Consider the following 20934-nt stretch of genomic DNA (forward strand, 5'->3'; position numbering starts at 1 on the left):
CTGATTTTATTTAGGCAGCCTTTTTTTATTTCAGTAAAATGGATAAATACAGCTACCAAAAATAAGTTGGCTTAAAAAATATAGTTTAAAGACATTTTTAACATTGCATAAAAACTAAAAAATAGAATTACCTTTGCGCCATAAAAAATTAAGTATGAGTGCAATTGTTGCCATTGTGGGACGGCCAAATGTTGGGAAGTCAACTCTTTTTAACCGTATGATTAAAAGAAGGGATGCCATTGTAGATGAAACAAGTGGTGTTACACGTGACCGCCATTATGGTAAATCCGATTGGAATGGCCGTGAATTTTCACTTATAGACACGGGCGGATATGTTGTTGGCAGCGACGATATTTTTGAAAAAGAAATAGACAAACAGGTAGAATTGGCCATTGATGAAGCCGATGCCATTATTTTTGTGGTCGATGTTGCAACTGGAGTAACCGGTATGGACGAGGAAGTGGCGCAATTGCTACGCCAAGTAGAAAAGCCCATTTTTTTAACCGTAAATAAAGTTGATAATGCATTGCGTGAAGCCGATGCGGTGGAGTTCTATTCTTTAGGGCTCGGAGATTATTACACAATTTCCAGTATAAACGGAAGCGGAACAGGCGAATTGTTGGATGCCGTGGTGGAAAGCCTCCCTGAGGAAGTTGAGCAGGAAGATACAGAATTACCAAGATTTGCAGTAGTTGGAAGACCCAACGCCGGAAAATCGTCGTTTATAAATGCGCTTTTAGGTGAAGAACGCTACATTGTTACCGACATAGCTGGAACTACCCGCGATAGTGTAGACACGAAATACAACCGATTTGGATTTGAATTTAACCTTGTGGATACCGCTGGAATCAGGAGAAAAGCAAAAGTTAAGGAGGATCTTGAGTTTTATACAGTAATGCGTTCTGTACGGGCCATAGAGCACAGCGATGTATGTTTGTTGGTTCTCGATGCTACACGTGGATTTGAAGGCCAGGATTTAAATATCTTTTGGTTGGCCGAACGTAACAAAAAAGGGGTTGTAATTTTGGTGAATAAATGGGACCTGGTCGAAAAAGAAACCAATACCGTAAAACAGTTTGAAGCATACATAAAAAAGCAAATTGAACCTTTTACAGATGTCCCCGTTATTTTTATTTCAGCATTGACAAAGCAACGGATTTTTAAAGCCATAGAAACCGCTGTAGATGTGTATGCCAATAAAACAAAACGCATCAGTACTTCAAAACTAAACGATGTTATGCTTCCTATAATAGAGCATACACCGCCACCAGCTGTTAAGGGAAAATATATTAAAATTAAATTTTGTACCCAATTGCCAACCCCGATCCCACAATTTGCCTTCTTTGCAAACCTTCCGCAATATGTAAAAGATCCTTACAGAAGGTTTATAGAGAACAAATTGCGAAGCAATTTTAATTTTAACGGGGTTCCCATTCAGATATATTTTAGAAAAAAGTAAGCTGGCTGTTAAAATAATATTAAAACGTAATAAATACTCTTATTCGTAAAATGTTTTGCCCTATTTTCGGGCAAACTATTACCAATGAGACCAAAACTACTACTCGTTTTAACTTTAATGTTTAGCGGAATTTGCTTTTCGCAGGAATTTCAAATAACCGGAAGGGTAATTGACGCAACTACCAAAGAACCCATGGAGGCTTCTACCGTATATGCCGAAAGCATTAAAGATAGCACCATGGTCTCGTATACAATTTCCGACCAGAAAGGTATTTTTGTCTTGGACCTAAAATCATCAGATAAAGCAGTAAACCTTTTTATTACTTATAATGGTTATCAACCGGTAAAAAAAATAATTCAGCTTGATAAGCAACATATCGCATTGGGCGAGATTCCATTAAATTTATTGGCAGAAGAACTGGAAGGGGTAAGCGTTGTGGGAGAACGTGTTCCCATAACTGTTAAAAAAGATACTTTGGAGTTCAATGCAGATTCTTTTAAAACCCGCCCCGATGCCAATGTGGAAGACGTGTTAAAAAAGCTTCCCGGTGTGGAGATAGATACCGATGGTAAAATTACCGTTAACGGTAAAGAAGTGAACAAGGTTTTGGTAAACGGTCAAGTGTTTTTCAGTTCAGATCCAAAAGTGGCTACAAAAAGTCTTCCTAAAGAGATAATCGATAAAATTCAAATATCCGATTCTAAAACAAAAACACAAGAATTTACCGGAGATGATGGCGATGGAGAGACCAAAACTATTAACCTCACCATAAAAAAAGATAAAAACAAGGGGTATCTGGGGAGATTGGCGGCTGGATATGGCACGGATGAGCGATATCAGGTAAACGGCCTTTTAAATTATTTTAACGACAAGGAAAGGGTGAGCTTTATTGCGAGCTCAAACAACATTAATAATGCAGGGTTCTCTTTTGATGAGATTTACGATATGGTAGGTAATACCCGTGGAGGATATTCTTTTGCAAACGATAATGGCCTTATTAATAATTACGGTCGCGGAATTACTACATCTTCTACCGTTGGTGCAAGTTATGCAAATGCCGAGAAAGATGCCTACGAATTAAGTGCCAATTACTTTTTTGCATATAGCGATTCCTACAACGACCAAAAAACCGCTAGGGAAAATATTTTGCCCGAAGGAAGTTTTTTTACCAATAGCGAATCCCGTTTTGAAGGTTCAACCAATTCAAACAGGGGAGCTGCAAGCCTGGAATTCGATATAGATGAAACTTTAAGGATTTCCATTGAACCCATTTTAAACGTAAACAGGACCAATTCATTGGATACCAGTGAAACTACATCTACCAATAACGAAGGGGAACTTACCAACGCCAATACCAAACAAACCATAGACGATGGTTTGCAGCGCAGTTTTACCAACCGTATCGATGTTTATAAAAAACTTGACACCGTTGGGAAATTTTTTAGGCTCTCGTTTTCAAACTATAATTTTAAAAACGATGCCGAGACTAATTTTCAATCGAATCGGGAAATATTTGGTGACGACCCTTCAGAAGAATCGGTAAACCAAATGACATTTACAGACAATAAAACTGATACATACGAATTTGAAGCCGCATACAGACAACCGTTGGGAAATAAGTTCTTTCTGGACTTTGAGTATCAACTGAACAACAATAATTATGAAAATGAAAGTTCGGTATACGATTTTAATGAAGCAACCGCAGATTACGATAGCTTCAACGACGTATTGAGTACCGATTATAAATTTAACGAGATCCAACAACAGCCTTCTTTTGGCATTCGCCGGGACGGTGAAAAATGGCGCTGGAGAGTAAATGGCGAATATGTTTTTACCAGTTTGGAAAATCAGGATTATTTGCAAGAAGGCTCGTTTACCAAAGATTACAAAAACTTGATGTTTAATGCTTCTTCTAGTTATAAATTCAGTCAGAACAAGCGCTTAAGGGTTAATTACCGATCCAACTTACGGGTGCCTTCGGTTGGGCAATTGCAACCGGTTCCCAATATAAACAATCCGTTAAATATTATTCAAGGAAATCCAGACCTAAACCTAGCTACCACACATTCACTTAATTTAAATTACAACAATTATAATTTTAGAGAACATACGGGCCTTTTTGTATACGGGGGCGGGGAAATAGAAGACGATAAGGTGGTAAGCGTAACCACTACCGATGAAAACCTTTTGCGGACAACAACTTTTACCAATATAAGCGGTAATTATAATGCCTATTTGGGCTTTGGATATTCAAAACAGATTAAAAAAGACAGTACGTTCAATGCTAAAATAAATTTTCATCCCAACCTTAATTACAACAACGATGTTAGTTTTAATAATGGGACGAAGCTTATTTCCAAGCGTTTTAGCGTTACGCCAAGAATTAGCACGACCTTAAATTTTAGGGAGATGTTCGAGATAGAGCCCGGCTATAGTATTACATTTAATAATACGCAGTACAATACCAATGCCTTTGAAGATGTGAAGTTTGTATCGCATAGAGCTTCGTTACGAACCACTACTTATTGGCCCGAAAATATTGTATGGGGTAATGATATAAGTTATACATATAATGGAAATGTGTCTTCTGATTTTGATAAGGACGTTCTCTTTTGGAACATGAGTTTAGGAGTCCAATTGCTAAAGAAGAAAGCAACCGTTAAAGTATTGGCATACGACCTGTTGAACCAAAACAACAATACAAGTAGGTCTACCGGAGCCGATTATATCCAAGATTATCAAAGTACAGTGTTAACGCAGTACTTTATGTTGAGTTTTAGCTTTAAGTTCGACAAGTTTGGGGGTAAAAAACCACAAGATAACAGACGTTTTTATAGAATGTAAATAAAATAGAAAAGCCCGGAGCATTGTTTCCGGGCTATGTTTCTTATTTTTTAAATTATCAATTATCAATTATCAATTATCAATTATCAACTACCAACTGCCACCGGCACCTCCGCCACTAAAGCCTCCGCCACCGAAACCACCACCAAAGCCTCCGCCACCGAAACCGCCGCCAGATGAACCTCCGCCAAAGCTTCCGCCACCACGGCCAAGATTGCTTAGAATAATCATGTCCAATAAATCTATTCCCCCGCCGCGTCTTCCGCGATTTCCACCACCGCGACCACCACGGCCTCGGGAAAGGATAATGGCAATAATGATAAAAACAATAATTATTAAGAAAAACTTACCGTTACTGTTAGAAGAGTTCCCTTTTCGCTTTTGCGGCGTACCTTTATAAGTACCGTTAAACAGGTCTATTATGGCATCAGTGCCTTTGTCCAGGCCGACATAATAATCACCTTTTTTAAATTCTGGAATAATTATATTTCGTATAATTTCCCCATTTATACCGGCCGTAAGCTTTTGTTCCAGCCCATAACCCGGCGAAATCCATATTTTACGTTCTTGTTCGGCTAAAAGTATAAATACACCGTTGTCTTCCTTAGCCTGGCCAACCCCCCATTTGTGCGCCCATTTTGGTGCTAGCATGCCAATGTTTTCGCCATTAATGGTGGGAACGGTTGCAATTACAATTTGCGTACTGGTAGTGTCTGCATAATTAATCAGCTTTTGTTCTAAAGCTGTTTTTTGCGAAGCAGCTAAAATATTTGCATAATCATAAACACTTGTCTCTTCGGCTGGTTTTTCTGGAATATCGAATTGTGCGTATACCGATGAGGTGAAAATACATCCGAAGAAAAATAAAAATAGGGTAAAAGTTTTTTTTAATATCAACATATTAGCTTTTGGAAATTTGGTCTGGAAGTTCGTTAATGTCGTCATGTTGCCAAGGAAAGTGTTCTTGCAGTTCTTTTCCGGCTTTTAGAATGCCTTCTACAAGTCCCTCTTTAAACCGTTTGTTCTTAAAGTGCCCTTGAATAATGTCTTTGGTACTATTCCAGAAATCGTCGGGGACTGCCTTGTCAATTCCTTTGTCGCCATAAATGGCAAAATTTTTGTCTTTAATGGCAACGTAAATCAAGACTCCGTTTTCGTCTTTGGTATTGTCCATTTTAAGCAAATGAAAAACTTCCGCGGCCCGTTTAAGGGGCGCTGTGTTACTGGATTTTTCTATATGTACCCGGATTTCACCGGAGGTTTCTTTTTCAGCTTGGCGAATAGCTTCTACTATTTCTTGCTCTTCATCGGCGGTTAAAAAGGCTTCTATTTTAGATGGTGCCATGCCAGTAATTTTAGGTTGTATCTGTAAATTAAAAAGGTGCTTGATATATGCAAGCACCTTTTGTGTTTTTATTTTTCGTCGTTAAAGTCAAATTGAACGTCCACTGGTTTTTCGGCGCCTGCTTCGGCATCGAAATATGGTTTTCCTTCAAACCCGAACCAACCGGCCAGGATAGAATTCGGAAATGTTTTTACGTGGTTGTTGTATGGTTTTATGGCTTCGTTATAGCGGACCCTTGCCGTTTGGATTGAGTTTTCCGTACTTGTAAGCTCGTCCTGTAATTTTAAAAAGTTCTGGTTTGCCTTTAGCTCTGGATAGCGTTCTACTGTTACCAATAAACGGCTCAAGGCACTGCTCAACCCACCTTGAACTTGGTTAAACTGCTCCAATTGTTCGGGCGTTATGTTTTCTGGGTTGATGTTTACCGAAGTAGCTTTGGCACGGGCCTCGATAACATCGGTAAGTGTATTTCTTTCAAAATCGGCGGCACCTTTTACGGTATTTACCAGATTGCCAATAAGGTCATTTCTGCGTTGGTAAGATGTTTGAACATTTCCCCATGCTTCAGAAACGTTCTCATTAAGTCGTATAGCTTCGTTATTAAAACCAACGGCCCAATTGTATATTCCAAAGGCAATAATGGCCAGCACAATTAAACCAATAATCCATTTTTTCATTTGTTGTAATTTTTTAATTAGTTAATTTTTAAGTTGAAAGGCTTGTTGACCCTTTTAAAATTTTGAGTCAAAATTCAGCAATAAAAATGAGATATAGAAATAAATTTATAACTGATCTTTAATTTTTGCGAGTTCCGCCTTGACTCCTTCCAATTTACGAATTATCTCATAATTGGAGAGGGTTTTTTGTTTTTGTTCTTTTAAGTGAAGTTTTGCACCGTCTAACGTAAAGCCGCGTTCTTTTACAAGATGATAAATAAGCCCGAGGTTTTTTACATCTTCTTGGGTAAACTTTCTATTTCCCTTTGCATTTTTCTTGGGTTTTAGAACGTCAAATTCTTTGTCCCAAAAACGAATCAGGGAGGTGTTTACGTCAAAGGCCTTGGCAACCTCGCCAATGCTGTAATATAATTTTTCGGGAAGGTTTATATGCATTAGTCAAGTGATTGGTTTTCTTGTGATGCAGCATGTAGCAACGCTTCGTATTCTTCAGCAGATAACGACCCGTAATAGAAGTTAATAGGATTTATTCTGTTGCCGTCCTTCCATACTTCATAATGGCAATGTGGTGCTTGCGATCTTCCGGTACTGCCCACAAACCCAATGAGGTCTCCACGTTTTACTTTTTGTCCTTTTCTAACATTGTATTTGCTCAGGTGGGCATACAGGCTCATGTACCCAAAACCATGATCGATCCTAATGTGCTCCCCAAACCCGGACGACTTGTTGTCGGCACGGATTACCACGCCGTCTCCGGTTGCGTATATTGGGGTTCCCCGAGGGGCGGTAAAATCCATTCCATAATGCATTTTTCGCACTTTTGTAAATGGGTCGGAGCGCCACCCGTAACCAGAGGCCATTCTGGTAAGGTCTTCATTGCTTACGGGCTGGATGGCCGGAATTGCGGCCAGTAATTTTTCTTTCTCCTTTGCCAGTTCTGTAATTTCATCTAAAGATTTAGATTGGATTACCAACCGTTTTTGAAGTATCTCAAGTTTCTTTGTAACATCTACAATAAGTTCGGAGTTGTTAAACCCTTCCAGGCTCTTGTACCGGTTTACACCGCCAAACCCGGCAGTACGTTGTTCTTTGGGAATCGGGCTGGCTTCAAAATAAAGGCGGTAAATATTATTGTCGCGGTCTTCTATATTTGCCAGGACATCTTCCATTTGTGTCATTTTTTTATTCAACAACTCAAATTGAAATTCATAATTTTTTAATTCCCGGGCCTGCGAAAGTTCTTTTGGAGTATTGATTAAATTGGTGTTCAAGAGGATCAACAAACAAATTCCCCCGAATAAAAAAGCAGCCAGTACAAATAAGCTAATATTAATGACCCTTTTACCCTTTTTTGGTTCAATCCTCCTATAGGATAATGTTTCAGAATCGTAATAATATTTTACCTTCGCCATTAGTTTAAAAGTTCTATTTTTGCCAGAAGAATGTTATACACTCTAAACTGCGTAACGAGCAAATATATAAATTGTTTTTTCAGTGAGTGTAATTTTTAGAAAAAGTTAAGATTTTATGATGAAATCCAGAGAGATAAGGAAGCAGTTTTTAGATTTTTTTAATGATAAAGGACATGCCATTGTGCCGTCTGCCCCAATGGTAATAAAAGACGATCCTACACTAATGTTTACCAATGCCGGGATGAATCAATTTAAAGAATTCTTCCTTGGCAATAAAGCCCCAAAAAACAACCGTGTTACAGATACTCAAAAATGTTTGCGCGTAAGCGGCAAGCATAATGATTTGGAAGAAGTGGGCAAGGACACCTATCACCATACTATGTTCGAGATGCTCGGGAACTGGAGTTTTGGCGATTACTTTAAAAAAGACGCTATTGCCTGGGCTTGGGAATTATTGACCAAAATATATAAAATAGATAAAGACATTCTTTACGTAACTGTTTTTGAAGGTGCCGATGCCGAAGGGCTTCCCGTAGATCAGGAAGCTTACGATCTTTGGAAAGCCATTGTACCGGAAGACCGTATTATCCTTGGAAACAAAAATGATAATTTTTGGGAAATGGGCGATCAAGGCCCATGCGGACCTTCGTCCGAAATTCATGTAGACATCCGGTCGGAAGAAGAAAAAGCCAAAACCCCTGGAAAAGATTTGGTAAATCAAGACCATCCGCAGGTTGTAGAAATATGGAACCTGGTTTTTATGGAGTTTAACCGCAAAGCAGATGGTTCGCTTGAAAAATTACCGGCCCAGCATGTTGATACGGGAATGGGGTTTGAACGTTTGTGCATGGTGCTTCAGGATAAAAAAAGTAATTACGACACAGATGTTTTTACACCGCTTATCAGGGAAATAGAAACCATTACCAATGCTAAATACAATAAAGAGGAAGAAATAAATATTGCCATTCGGGTAATAGCCGATCATGTTAGGGCGGTATCTTTTGCCATTGCCGACGGGCAATTGCCCAGCAATACCGGGGCTGGGTACGTAATCCGAAGGATTTTGCGACGCGCAATCCGCTACGGATTTACGTTCTTAAACCAAAAAGAACCTTTTATCTATAAATTGGTCGATACGCTTATCAAGCAAATGCACGAATTTTTCCCCGAATTGAAAAAAGAAAAAAATATTATCGTCAACGTTATAAAAGAAGAAGAAAGCTCTTTTTTAAGGACCTTGGCCCAAGGCTTGGTGCTGCTTGACAATATTATAAGCACAAATGACGGAAAAATTATTTCGGGGGCCAAAGCTTTTGAGTTGTACGATACCTATGGTTTCCCGATAGACTTAACGGCATTGATCCTTGAGGAAAAAGGGTATGGGCTGGACGAAGAAGGGTTTTTGGAAGAATTAGAAAAACAGAAAAACCGCTCTAGGGCCGCTACAAAAGTCGAAACCGGAGACTGGGAAGTCTTGATAGACGATCCAATTGAAGAATTTGTGGGGTACGATACTTTGGAAACCCAAGTACGCTTAACACGTTACCGTAAAGTAGCTAGTAAAAAAGAAGGGGAAATGTATCAATTGGTATTCAACATCACCCCTTTTTATGCCGAAGGTGGTGGACAGGTTGGAGATAAAGGCTATTTGGAATCTCCCAACGGAGATGTTGTTTACATTATAGACACCAAAAAGGAGAACAACCTGATAATCCATTTATCCAAAAATCTTCCCAAAAACCTAAACGATACTTTTAAGGCGGTTGTAGATACCAAACAGCGCAACCGTACCGCAGCAAACCATACGGCAACGCATTTATTGCATCAGGCGTTGCGTAGTGTTTTAGGTTCCCATGTTGAGCAAAAAGGAAGCATGGTGCACAGCGGGTATTTGCGTTTTGACTTCTCTCATTTCAGTAAGGTTACCGCAGAAGAATTAACACAGGTTGAAGATTTTGTAAATGCCCGTATCCGGGAACAATTGCCATTGCAGGAAAATAGGGCGACACCATTTCAAGAGGCGGTCAACCAAGGAGCAATGGCGTTGTTTGGTGAAAAATACGGCGATTTGGTGCGTACCGTTAAATTTGGTGAAAGCATAGAACTGTGCGGGGGAACACATGTAAAAAATACAGGAGACATATGGCATTTTATCATTACTGGGGAAAGTGCCGTTGCCGCAGGGGTAAGGCGTATAGAAGCCATTACTTTTGATGCTGCCAAAGAGTATTTTGCCAACCAAACAGATGCCTATAATCAAGTAAAGGCAGTGCTTAAAAGCAATGCTACAGATCCCGTAAAGGCCATAACGGCGCTTCAGGACGAAAATATAGCCTTGAAAAAACAAGTGGAACAGCTTTTAAAGGATAAAGCAAAAGGACTTAAGACTGAATTGAAAGCAATGCTTGAAGATGTTAACGGGGTTAAGTTCTTGGCCACAAAAGTTGCATTAGATCAAGGAAGCATAAAAGACCTTGCCTTTGAAATGGGCAATGAATACAATAATCTGTATTTGCTTTTTGCTTCTGAAAACGATGGTAAAGTCATGCTTACCTGTTACGTTTCCAAAGAAATGGTGAAAGAAAAAAACCTAAATGCAGGTCAAATTGTAAGGGAGTTGGGCAAACTAATTCAAGGCGGCGGCGGCGGACAGCCATTTTTTGCTACAGCAGGTGGGAGAAATCCAGAAGGTATCCCCGAAGCATTAAAAAAGGCTAAAGATTATATTTTATAAGAATACTTTTTGAAAAGTTTCAGGCCGGTTTATTAAATGTTTTAATTTGAAGGAAGATAGATGAAACTACAAACACAAATACCTTTAAAAGTAGCAGAAAATACCATAGATTACAATTCTAAAGTGTTTTTAATGGGTTCGTGTTTTGTGGAGAACATAGGAGAAAAACTTCAATATTTTAAGTTTCAAAACCTTGTAAATCCGTTTGGGATTATATTTCATCCCGTGGCTATGGAGCATTTGCTGGACCGTGTGGTAAAGGAGAGGTTTTTTACCGTTGATGACATTTTTTATTTAAATGAGCGTTGGCAATGCTTTGAGGTACATTCCGAGATGGGAAATAGCTCAAAAGAAGCCTTTTTAGACCACTTGAACACTTCCTTGGAAGCTTTGAAGGCTTTCTTGCAGGAAGCATCGCATGTTGTTATCACCTTGGGGACGGCCTGGGGCTATCGCCATATGGAACAAGGAAAAATTGTTGCCAATTGCCATAAAGTCCCTCAAAAATGTTTTCAGAAAGAGTTAATGGAAGTAAATGCGCTTAGTCTCTCATTAAAACGGACAACATCACTTTTGCTATCGTTAAACCCGGAGATTGAAATCATTTTCACGGTATCGCCGGTACGCCATATTAAAGATGGATTTGTAGAGAACCAGTTGAGCAAAGCACATTTAATAGCAGCCGTACACCAAATAATAACTGGTGAAAAAAGGTTGCATTGTTTCCCTTCCTATGAAATTATGATGGACGAGCTCCGCGATTACCGTTTTTATGCCGAAGATATGCTTCATCCCAATGAAACAGCCGTAAAATATATCTGGAAAAAGTTTCAGGATGTTTGGATCGACCATGAAAGTTTGCCTATAATGAAAGAGGTGGAAAAAGTGCAAAATGGGTTGCAGCACCGACCTTTTAACCGGGAAAGTGAAGAATATAAGAAGTTTCAATTAAAACTTCAGCAGAAAATTGTGTACCTTTCAAGTACATATCCTCATATTCAATTTTAATAATATGCGAAAGGTCCTTTTTGGCATTATCATCACACTTTTAATTCTATGGGTTTATCAACTGTATAAACGGTACGACGAGCGTTCGGAATATTTAAGGGAGAGTACGGCATTGATTCAGCAGGAAATAAAAAATGTAAGGAAGTTGGTCGTTACCGAAGGGCATTTTTCGCAGGTTTTTAATTACAAGCAGTCAGAAAAAATATTTGCCAACTTATTGACCACCGAAAAAAAGGCCTTGGTTGTTGTGAATGCCGATGTAACCATAGCCTACGATTTAAGCAAAATAACCTTTGATGTTGATGAAGCCAATAAAACACTGTATATAACCGGAATTCCCGAGCCCGAGATTAAAATTTCGCCCGACCTGAAATATTACGATATTTCCAGCGATTATTTAAATCCTTTTAATGCCAACGATTTTAACAAGATAAAAGCGCAGGTAAATCAGGCGGTTTCAAAAAAAATAAACGAATCCGGTTTGAAGGAAAATGCCGAAAACCGATTGATTAGCGAGTTGTCCCGCTTTTATGTGCTTACCAATTCCTTGGGATGGAAACTTGTATACAACAAGCAGACCATTACTGATGGAAATACATTGGAAACCCTAAATTTCAATTAAAAAGATTGTAATATTGATGCTTATTTTTTTTTGCAGGGAAGGTCTTATATTATATATTGTATTAAGGTTTTAGCCCTTGCCAATTTGGTCTTTTACCCAATTTAAAAATTCGTTTTTAAAATTGTTTTGGCTCCATTGTTGGTTTTTGGCAACATTCTCTTTTTTCTCTACAACAGCGTTGTTTTGCGTTTTTTGGTAATGGATGGTATAGGTGCCATTGGTATTATTGCTCCAATACGTTTCTTTCATTTTAATGGTCCCATTTTCTCCAATTGTTACAATCCTTACGCTGTAATTATTATTCCCTGTTTGGGCAGTGTATATAGCGGCTTTATGGTCTTTGTCTATTAATATATGTGGCGCCATTGAAGGTCCTGTAAAGGCGAGATTTTTTATAAAACTTTTCTTGAGCGGGTCGTATAGGTATACATCATACGTAGCGTTGCGGTTTAAATCGTAACCTTCGGGGAAGCTCAAATCGGTATATCCGTCAAAATTAATGTCGAAATCCCCGGGGTCGAAATCCTGCTCGGATACATTGCCAATATTTATCGCTTTTTTAATAGGAGATAGGGGGGCTTCAAAAACAAAGGTTGTATCTTTTGTATTTATTAATTCCCTGTTGGATATAGAAACTTCAACATTGGTAGGATTTGCATTGGTTTTTCGGGTATAGCGCACCGAATATTGCCAAGCTGCCATGAGGCCGTTGATTAAAAACGGTTTGCTTTGTACCAAAAAAGTGCTGTCTATCAATTCTGGATAATACTGCGGATATGTTTTTTCCAGCTTGAAAGAATCTATTGTCTGTATGTTGAACCTGAAATCTTTGGTATACCTATATGTTTTTACAATAGAATCTGTAGTATAGGCAACAACATGTCTGGAATTTTTTGATAATTCAAGGGAGGTTTCGATTTGCCTATATACAGAATCGTTTTTAAAGGCGCTGCTATAATATTTTTTTGCTTTTTTCTGTGTTTGAACACCACTCAAGGTAATATTTGTAATAATCCTGGAAGTGTCCTTAATGATAAGTTTCTCTATAATGGTGGAATCGTTTACAAAATAATAGGTGTTCAGGGCGGCGGCATCGTTAAGGTTGAGCAAGCCATTCCCGCGGTATATTTTAGATCCCCGTGCAAGGGTGTCGAGCAGGGAATCTCCCTTGACAATTTTGTCCTTTCTTATATTGAAGAATTTATCTGGGTTTTTTATGCTGTATTCAAAACGCTTTTGGGGCAGTAGGTCAAAATAAAAATTGGCGGTGCGCGTGGTTTTTTTTATGGAAACGGGGGTTGCGTTAAAATTTACGTCATAGGCACTAAAATCGCCTATTTCAGGTTCGTGCGTGTAGATTTTGTATTGATTGCTCTTTAGTTTGTCAATTCTAAAAACACTTCCCTGAATACGCGAAGTTATTGTTTCTTGGTCTTTAATAATAGCCGTTTGCTTAAACTCTTGCAATCTACCGTTCCGTTTGGTTTTTCCATATAAATTCATTGCAATAAAAGCAGAATCTTTAGGCCTTTTAATCATGGCTTTATAGAAAACGGTGTCTTCGGTAGTAAGTTGATTGTTTTTGGAGCGAAGCAGTTTTTTTATAAGGTCTTCGTCTGATATTTTTTTAATGGCATTTTGCCGAAGTTTTAAGCTGTCGGCTTTGGATAATGCATTTTTAGAATTGGCATCATCATTTTTACATGCAGAAATGGCAGCGATAAAACCTAAGATAAGCAGATATTTTTTCAATGTAACTATAATTGATTTCGGATAAAAATATAAAAACTTTCATTAGTATATACCAAAACGAAGCGAAACCCTGTTTGTTATATGTTTAAAATTATTTTATAGTGTTGATTTAAACGGAGTAATCTCCAACAAAGCCTATTTTGCTCATTGTAAAGATGTCTTGTTTAACTTACCAATGCTTCATTTATTAAAGAAATTCCATCGTCTATTAAGTGTCCAACCTTGGGCTTATACTGCTTTACGGTTTCAAGGTGGGCTATAATTTCTTCGGCAAAATCACTATCGCCATTGGTCTTGGCAAGTTCGTATAGCTCAACGGAAAGTAGCCAGTCTTCAGGATAATGGGTTTGTATTTCCTCAAAAACTTTATGTCTAGAAATGGTCCTGTTTTTTCCTTCCCTATATTCCCGTACCTGATTGTACAGAAGTTCGAGCTTTTGGGTGCGTTCGCTTTTTTTAGATTTGATGGTGTTTTCGGATGGTACATGGGTAATAAGGTCAAAGCTATTTACATCGGCAGGGCCACTGTATGCCGAAATAACTTCTTTACCAACGGCAAGATGATAAATTCCCCATTCTGGTTGAAACAAAATAATGTCTTTGTGCTTAACGGTACATCGATTGATGCTGATTAAAATTATTTTGCCCATTAAATTCCGGGTTCCGGTAATAATGGTCCCATTGACGGTTATATCGCCCTCAAATTCCAATAAAACTTCATGACCTTCGTAAATATGGTAGGCTTTTAAGTCGCGGGGGCTCATGTCCTCAATGGCCAGGTTGATGCCCTTTAGTTTGCCTATGGGGCTCCCAAACCCTTCACGGTGCTTTTTTGTGCTGTGGCCAACCAATTCTTTGTCCCTGTACGAAAGTGCCGTGTTTCCTTTTGTTTGAAAATAAATTGGTTTTCCATCATTCTCGATGGTTTCTGTAAATACGCCCGATACTTGAATTCCGGTACTAAGTTCAATGGTTCCCAATGCTTGCGAAGCAATAAGCTTTTCAAGTCCTTTCAGGCCTCCTTTGCGCAATGACATTGTATTGGCAAATTCTTCTAAAATTAAACTGAGGTGTGCAAAATCGGGGGTAACAAATAATTGTGGTTGCGGTTTTGTAATATCGAAATCCTGATAAGCAGCCTCAAGCGTATATGGTATTTTTTTTACCTCATTAGTCATGCACCATTTGCTTTCTCCAATAGAAGATAACAAGCCGGCTCCGTATATCTTTGGGTTTTCCGGTGTTTCAATGAGGCCATATTCAACGGTCCACCAATGAAGGTTTCTAATCAGGGACATCTCGCTTGGTGTGCCCATGTTTTGCTGGAGTTCGTCAACCTTCTTTTCGGCTGCCGTTATTTCTTCTTCCGGGGTATTGTCGACTTCTTTGATGATTGATAAATGGCGGATGGCTTCATACATTTCGTAATCCTTGGCGCTGGAAATGGCCTTGCAGCCAATTTCGCCAAAACGCCTTAAATATTCGGCATATTCGGGATTGGCAATAATGGGGGCATGGCCCGCGCCTTCGTGAATTATATCGGGAGCCGGAGTGTATTCAATATTTTCCAGCTGGCGTATATCCGAAGCAATTACCAAAACGTTGTATGCTTGAAATTCCATAAAGGCATTTGGCGGGATAAAGCCGTCTACGGCAACAGCAGCCCAGCCAATATCTTTTAAAATCCGGTTCATGCCGTACATACTGGGGATATGGTTGATGGAAATCCCGGTTTTTTTAAGCCCTTCGGTATATGAGGTATGTGCAACCTTGCTCAGGTAATCTACATTTTTTCGCATGACATACCTCCATACTGCTTGGTTAATGGGGGTATAATCATTGTAGTTTTGAGGTTTTATAAATTGCTTTAAATGTTTGGGAAGCCTATCCAGTAATGGGTTGCTTTTGTATCCGGTGTCCATATTTTTTAGTGTTTTGAGGAATTAAAGTTACAAAACCTAACGAAAACGTTTTCTTAAAATCTTATAAAATGAGCTTCAATAAAAAAAGCCGCATAAAAATGCGGCCTGTAATTATTTTGCAAAATTTGTTTTTAGTTTTCTACACTTGCCACTTGTGTGGTTACGGGAGGAAATTGTGCTAAAATTTCTTTTACAAATTCATTGATGCGTTCTTCTTTTTTAGCCATATTTCCATTGGTTACCAAATAACCTGTGCCTTTTCCCTGCCAAACCAATTCTTTTTTGCCGGCATCGATTAGGTCAATATAAAGTGAGCCTTCGGTTTCGGTGGAAACAGAGTTATAGCCACCTCCCCAATAGGGGTAACCGTACCAGCCCCATCCCCAGCCAACATTATTGTATACGCTAACGCGGTCTACTTCTTTTGTGAAGATGCTTACCAAAATGTCTGGATTTTCAGACAAGCGGTAACCCCGCGATTGTAATTCGTACTGGATAGAGCGTAAAATTCGTTTTTTATCTAGATCAGAAATTTCAGCTTTATCGATTCCGGGCTTATAAAACGCAAAGGTTTTATACTTCCCAAAATCAACTTGTCTGTCATAATCTGTTGCTACACGTACAGAAGTACAGGCACCTACAAGGATTGCAAGGAGCATTATTCCGGAAAATAGTTTAATTGTTTTCATCTGCTTTGGATTTTTTCAGTTTATTTTAACAGGTCTTCATCTACAAAATGAGGCAATGTTACTTTTAAGTTCGGTTCAATTTCCATTGCACGCTTAATGGCAAAAACAGCTTCTTGGTTTCTGGCCCAGCTTCTTCTGGCAATACCATTGTTTACGTCCCAAAATAACATTGATTGCAAACGTTTATCTGCTTCTTTAGTACCATCAAGAACCATACCAAAACCTCCATTTATAACTTCTCCCCAGCCTACGCCACCGCCATTATGGATGCTTACCCAGCTAGCGCCCCTAAAACTGTCGCCAATAACGTTGTGTATGGCCATGTCTGCCGTAAAACGGGAACCATCGTAAATATTGGAAGTTTCCCTAAAAGGGGAGTCCGTTCCGCTTACATCATGGTGGTCCCTTCCTAAAATTACAAAACCTATTTTATTTTCGGCAATTGCTTTGTTGAAAGCTGCGGCTATTTTTATTCTTCCTTCGGCATCGGCATACAAAATACGGGCTTGAGAGCCAACGACCAATTTGTTTTTTTGGGCTGCTTTAATCCATTGTATGTTGTCCTGAAGTTGCTGTTGTATTTCTTTTGGGGAATTTTTTTTCATTTCCTCTAGGATGTCGCAGGCAATGGCATCGGTTTTTTTAAGATCTTCGGGGTTGCCGCTTGCACAAACCCAACGGAAAGGCCCGAAGCCAAAATCGAAACACATGGGCCCCATAATGTCTTGTACATAACTCGGGTATTTAAAATCGATGTTGTTTTTTGCCATTACATCGGCGCCTGCCCTGGAAGCTTCCAATAAAAATGCATTTCCGTAGTCAAAAAAATAGGTTCCTTTTTGGGTATGCCTGTTAATGGCTTTGGCGTGTCTCCTTAAACTTTCCCGAACTTTTTCCTTAAACGTTTTGGCATCTTCGGCCATTAATCGTTGGGCTTCTTTAAAAGTAACGCCTACTGGGTAATAGCCGCCGGCCCATGGGTTGTGAAGCGAAGTTTGATCGGAACCCAAATCGATTTTAATGTTTTCTACGTCAAATTTTTCCCATACATCAACAATATTTCCGTGGTACGCAATAGAAACGGTTTCTTTTTCTTTTTGAGCCTTTTTTACACGTGTTACAAGTTCGTCCAGGTTGGCGATAACTTCGTCTACCCAACCTTGAGAATGCCTTGTTTCTATGGCTTTCGGGTTTACTTCGGCACAAACGGTAATACAGCCGGCTATGTTTCCTGCTTTTGGTTGCGCACCGCTCATTCCGCCAAGTCCCGAGGTAACAAAGATATTCCCGTTAGGGTTTTTGTTTATTTTTCTAAAACCGTTTAATACCGTAATTGTTGTTCCGTGCACAATGCCTTGTGGGCCTATGTACATATAGCTTCCTGCTGTCATTTGTCCGTATTGGGTAACGCCCAGGGCATTGAATTTTTCCCAATCGTCTTGTTTGGAGTAGTTTGGAATCATCATTCCATTGGTAACAACAACTCTTGGTGCATTTTTATGCGAAGGAAACAAACCTAACGGATGACCACTGTACATAACCAAAGTCTGCTCATCGTTCATTTCAGAAAGATATTTCATGGTAAGCCTGTATTGTGCCCAGTTTTGAAATACGGCCCCATTACCACCATAAGTGATTAACTCATGCGGGTGCTGGGCAACTTTGGGATCCAAATTGTTCATAATCATTAGCATAATAGCGGCCGCATGCCTTGATTTTGCCGGATAAGCATCAATGGGCCTTGCGTACATGGGGTAATCTGGCCTTAGCCGGTACATATATATTCTACCATATGTTTCGAGTTCTTCCTTGAATTCTTGGATTAACTCGGCATGTAAACTTTTATCAAAATAACGGAGCGCATTTTTTATGGCCAGCTTCTTTTCATCATCGGTTAAAATTTCCTTTCGTTTTGGGGCGTGGTTTACCAATGGATCGTAATCCTTTTTTTTAGGAAGTATCTCGGGTATCCCTTCTTGTATTTGTGATGCGAAACTGTATTCTGTGTCAATCATTTTTTGGTGTTTTTCAAAGGTTTAGGGGTAAACTTTGTACTTGATTTAAATTTTTTATATCCTGCCTTAAGTCTTTCGGCTTTTATTAAATCCGTATGGGCAGTGCCTGCAACCACTTTCGCAGCAATAACCTCTTTTTAGGTGGTATTGCTCGGTGAAAACACGGTAGCCTTCGGGGGAAAGATAATAATCACCTTCCTCTGGACGAATTATTTTCTTCATTCCTTTATAAAGTATCTATTTAGATTATGCTATCTTTACAAAGATAAAGGAATTGACTGTATAAAGAATTCTAAACAAATCTTAATTTTAAAAACGCTTTCCGTTATTTTGATTCTCATATTCAAATATATTTTCCCAAAACGTTATGTAGGCCTTACATTATGGCCATTAATTATCCTCAAGGACGGCTCTTTAAAAAAAGATGCTGTTTTGATAAACCACGAACGTATACATTTAAAACAACAAGTAGAGTTGTTGATACTTCCTTTTTATTTGCTGTATTTAATGGAATGGCTTATCGGACTTTGCTATTATGGTAATTTTGTTGAAGCATATAGAAATATTAGCTTCGAGAAAGAAGCCTATCAAAAACGAGTGGAATTTAAATTATTTGAAAGAACGCCCGCGTTGGCATTTTTTAAAATATGTTTTTAACCATTTTTAACTTACGGCTGACTTTTTTTGCCAAAAAGGCACCAAAACTATCATAAGCCATATCTTTGCCCATTGAAAAATACACATTGGCTTTGCACAATCAGGAAATACATATACCGGCAATAGAGAAGGCTTCCGTTAGGGTATTTATAAAACGGGAAGATCGTATCCATCCTTTTGTTTCGGGTAATAAATTTAGAAAACTAAAGTACAATTTACTGGAAGCCCAAAAGCTTGAGCAAGATACCTTGTTAACTTTTGGCGGTGCTTTTTCCAACCACATTGCGGCAACAGCTTACGCGGGTTTTGAAAAAGGGCTGAAAACCATTGGGGTTATCCGTGGGGAAGAACTGGAAAGCTCGGTTTCAAAAAATCCTACCTTGTTATTTGCACGGGAACACGGTATGGAGTTTAAGTTTATTAGCAGGGCAGATTACAGGAAAAAAGATACTTCGGCATATATAAACATACTAAAAGAAGAATTTGGCACGTTCTACCTAATCCCTGAAGGCGGTACCAATACATTGGCGGTAAAAGGATGCGAGGAAATTTTAACCCAAGACGATGCACGGTTTGATTACATATGTACGGCTGTTGGAACGGGCGGCACTATTTCAGGTTTGATAAATTGTTCACAACTCCGTCAACAAGTTTTAGGATTTCCTGCCCTTAAAGGGGATTTTTTGAAATCAGAAATTCATAAATTTGCCCATAAGGATAACTGGAAGCTAATTGCCGATTATCATTTCGGGGGATATGCCAAGATAAACAGGGATTTAATAAATTTTATAAACCTTTTTAAGGGGCAGACAGATATTTCCTTAGACCCGGTTTATACCGGAAAAATGATGTTCGGGATCGTCGATTTAATCCAAAAGGGATATTTTGATGAAAACACCAGCATTTTGGCGGTTCATACAGGAGGTCTGCAAGGAATTGCAGGAATGAACCAATATTTAAAACAAAAGAATTTACCATTGATAAAATGATTGTTAAACGTATTATTGTTGCTTTTCTTGTATTGTTTTTAGTGAGTTGCGGTGCTAAAAAGAAGGCAACTTCAACTAAAAAAAATAACAGGGGCCATTCTACAACAAAAACAGACACTAGAAACGGTAACGCTAGCAGCCAAAATACCGAAACCCTGGAGTCTACTTCCAGAACTACCGTTTACACAGCAACCGTAGAAGATTACATAGATGTTTATAGCCCGATAGCCATGCGCCAAATGCAAAATTATGGTATTCCGGCAAGTATTATTTTGGCACAGGGAATCTTGGAAAGTGGAGCAGGAAAAGGAGAGCTGGTAAGGAAAGCCAACAACCATTTCGGAATTAAATGCCATGCAGGATGGAACGGGGAACGTGCCTATCATGACGACGATGCCAAAGGGGAATGCTTTAGAAAATACAAATACCCGGAATATTCTTATCAGGATCATTCAGAATTTTTAACCACCCGAAGCCGGTACAATTTTTTGTTCAGCTTGGATAAAGACGATTACAAAGGCTGGGCAAAAGGACTGCGGTCGGCAGGATATGCTACCGATAGGCGTTATCCGCAGAAATTGATAAGCCTTATTGAAAAATATCAATTATATGAATACGATGCGGCAGTTTTGGGTGTAGCGCCCGAAAGTATTGGCCGCATTGCAGACAATACATATGTGGTTTCTAAAGGAGATACCTTGTATTCCATTTCAAAACGGCATAATATTTCGGTTGACGATCTAAAGAAGAAAAACGGCTTAAAAGATAATAATATCAAAATAGGACAAGTATTATACTTAAACTAAAAT

At 38.9% G+C, this 20934-nt stretch carries 18 protein-coding genes; 8 read left to right on the forward strand and 10 right to left on the reverse strand.

Annotated elements, in window-relative coordinates:
• Positions 1-154: 154 nt before the first annotated feature.
• The gene (gene der, locus PSF86_RS17225) at positions 155-1459 is read left to right on the forward strand and encodes a ribosome biogenesis GTPase Der (protein WP_277901331.1); all 1305 of its coding nucleotides are present in this window, start codon (positions 155-157) and stop codon (positions 1457-1459) included.
• Between the two features lie 84 nt (positions 1460-1543).
• Entirely contained in the window at positions 1544-4303 is a 2760-nt protein-coding gene (locus PSF86_RS17230; RefSeq protein WP_277901332.1) for an outer membrane beta-barrel protein, read from the forward strand.
• A 90-nt stretch (positions 4304-4393) separates the two neighbouring features.
• Here the strand turns inward: PSF86_RS17230 and PSF86_RS17235 are convergent, their stop codons facing one another.
• The 5 genes from PSF86_RS17235 to PSF86_RS17255 all read right to left on the reverse strand — a co-directional run bounded on the left by PSF86_RS17235 (position 4394) and on the right by PSF86_RS17255 (position 7737).
• On the reverse strand, positions 4394-5203 hold the full coding sequence (locus tag PSF86_RS17235; protein ID WP_277901333.1) for a TPM domain-containing protein: 810 nt from the start codon (positions 5201-5203) through the stop codon (positions 4394-4396).
• A gap of 1 nt (position 5204) precedes the next feature.
• Positions 5205-5648 (reverse strand): TPM domain-containing protein, encoded by a 444-nt coding sequence (locus PSF86_RS17240; RefSeq protein ID WP_277901334.1) that lies wholly within the window; start codon positions 5646-5648, stop codon positions 5205-5207.
• A 68-nt stretch (positions 5649-5716) separates the two neighbouring features.
• Complete coding sequence (locus tag PSF86_RS17245) at positions 5717-6325, reverse strand: LemA family protein (RefSeq protein ID WP_277901335.1); 609 nt, start codon at positions 6323-6325, stop codon at positions 5717-5719.
• A 105-nt stretch (positions 6326-6430) separates the two neighbouring features.
• On the reverse strand, positions 6431-6760 hold the full coding sequence (locus PSF86_RS17250; protein WP_277901336.1) for a MerR family transcriptional regulator: 330 nt from the start codon (positions 6758-6760) through the stop codon (positions 6431-6433).
• Positions 6760-7737 carry a M23 family metallopeptidase gene (locus tag PSF86_RS17255; protein WP_277901337.1) on the reverse strand — a complete coding sequence of 326 codons (978 nt, stop codon included), beginning with the start codon at positions 7735-7737 and terminating at the stop codon, positions 6760-6762. The genes PSF86_RS17250 and PSF86_RS17255 overlap by 1 nt, the downstream gene beginning before the upstream one ends.
• A gap of 118 nt (positions 7738-7855) precedes the next feature.
• Between PSF86_RS17255 and alaS the strand changes: the two genes are divergently transcribed.
• The 3 genes from alaS to PSF86_RS17270 are packed head-to-tail and all read left to right on the forward strand — an operon-like array spanning position 7856 to position 12101.
• Positions 7856-10471: an alanine--tRNA ligase gene (gene alaS, locus PSF86_RS17260; RefSeq protein ID WP_277901366.1), complete on the forward strand. Its 2616-nt coding sequence runs from the start codon at positions 7856-7858 to the stop codon at positions 10469-10471.
• 60 nt (positions 10472-10531) lie between these two features.
• Positions 10532-11479, forward strand: a complete 948-nt coding sequence (locus PSF86_RS17265) for a GSCFA domain-containing protein (RefSeq protein WP_277901338.1) — start codon at positions 10532-10534, stop codon at positions 11477-11479.
• A gap of 4 nt (positions 11480-11483) precedes the next feature.
• Positions 11484-12101, forward strand: coding sequence for a DUF4230 domain-containing protein (locus PSF86_RS17270; RefSeq protein WP_277901339.1), 618 nt, complete (start codon positions 11484-11486; stop codon positions 12099-12101).
• Between the two features lie 69 nt (positions 12102-12170).
• Here the strand turns inward: PSF86_RS17270 and PSF86_RS17275 are convergent, their stop codons facing one another.
• The 5 genes from PSF86_RS17275 to PSF86_RS17295 form a co-directional block, all read right to left on the reverse strand.
• Positions 12171-13853, reverse strand: a complete 1683-nt coding sequence (locus PSF86_RS17275; protein WP_277901340.1) for an XAC2610-related protein — start codon at positions 13851-13853, stop codon at positions 12171-12173.
• A 164-nt stretch (positions 13854-14017) separates the two neighbouring features.
• On the reverse strand, positions 14018-15775 hold the full coding sequence (locus PSF86_RS17280) for an aromatic amino acid hydroxylase (RefSeq protein ID WP_277901341.1): 1758 nt from the start codon (positions 15773-15775) through the stop codon (positions 14018-14020).
• A gap of 131 nt (positions 15776-15906) precedes the next feature.
• Positions 15907-16464 (reverse strand): DUF4136 domain-containing protein, encoded by a 558-nt coding sequence (locus PSF86_RS17285; protein ID WP_277901342.1) that lies wholly within the window; start codon positions 16462-16464, stop codon positions 15907-15909.
• A 20-nt stretch (positions 16465-16484) separates the two neighbouring features.
• Complete coding sequence (gene hutU, locus PSF86_RS17290) at positions 16485-18479, reverse strand: urocanate hydratase (RefSeq protein WP_277901343.1); 1995 nt, start codon at positions 18477-18479, stop codon at positions 16485-16487.
• Between the two features lie 66 nt (positions 18480-18545).
• Entirely contained in the window at positions 18546-18701 is a 156-nt protein-coding gene (locus tag PSF86_RS17295) for a C1orf53 family protein (RefSeq protein WP_277901344.1), read from the reverse strand.
• A 108-nt stretch (positions 18702-18809) separates the two neighbouring features.
• Between PSF86_RS17295 and PSF86_RS17300 the strand changes: the two genes are divergently transcribed.
• The 3 genes from PSF86_RS17300 to PSF86_RS17310 all read left to right on the forward strand — a co-directional run bounded on the left by PSF86_RS17300 (position 18810) and on the right by PSF86_RS17310 (position 20931).
• Complete coding sequence (locus PSF86_RS17300) at positions 18810-19136, forward strand: hypothetical protein (RefSeq protein ID WP_338424041.1); 327 nt, start codon at positions 18810-18812, stop codon at positions 19134-19136.
• A 65-nt stretch (positions 19137-19201) separates the two neighbouring features.
• A complete protein-coding gene (locus tag PSF86_RS17305) occupies positions 19202-20125 on the forward strand; it encodes a 1-aminocyclopropane-1-carboxylate deaminase/D-cysteine desulfhydrase (protein WP_407933343.1) in 924 nt (307 codons plus the stop codon).
• Complete coding sequence (locus PSF86_RS17310; RefSeq protein WP_277901345.1) at positions 20122-20931, forward strand: glucosaminidase domain-containing protein; 810 nt, start codon at positions 20122-20124, stop codon at positions 20929-20931. The genes PSF86_RS17305 and PSF86_RS17310 overlap by 4 nt, the downstream gene beginning before the upstream one ends.
• The last annotated feature ends 3 nt before the right edge of the window (positions 20932-20934 follow it).

Origin of the sequence: Galbibacter pacificus (assembly GCF_029603165.1) — a bacterium.
GTDB classification, from domain to species: domain Bacteria; phylum Bacteroidota; class Bacteroidia; order Flavobacteriales; family Flavobacteriaceae; genus Galbibacter; species Galbibacter pacificus.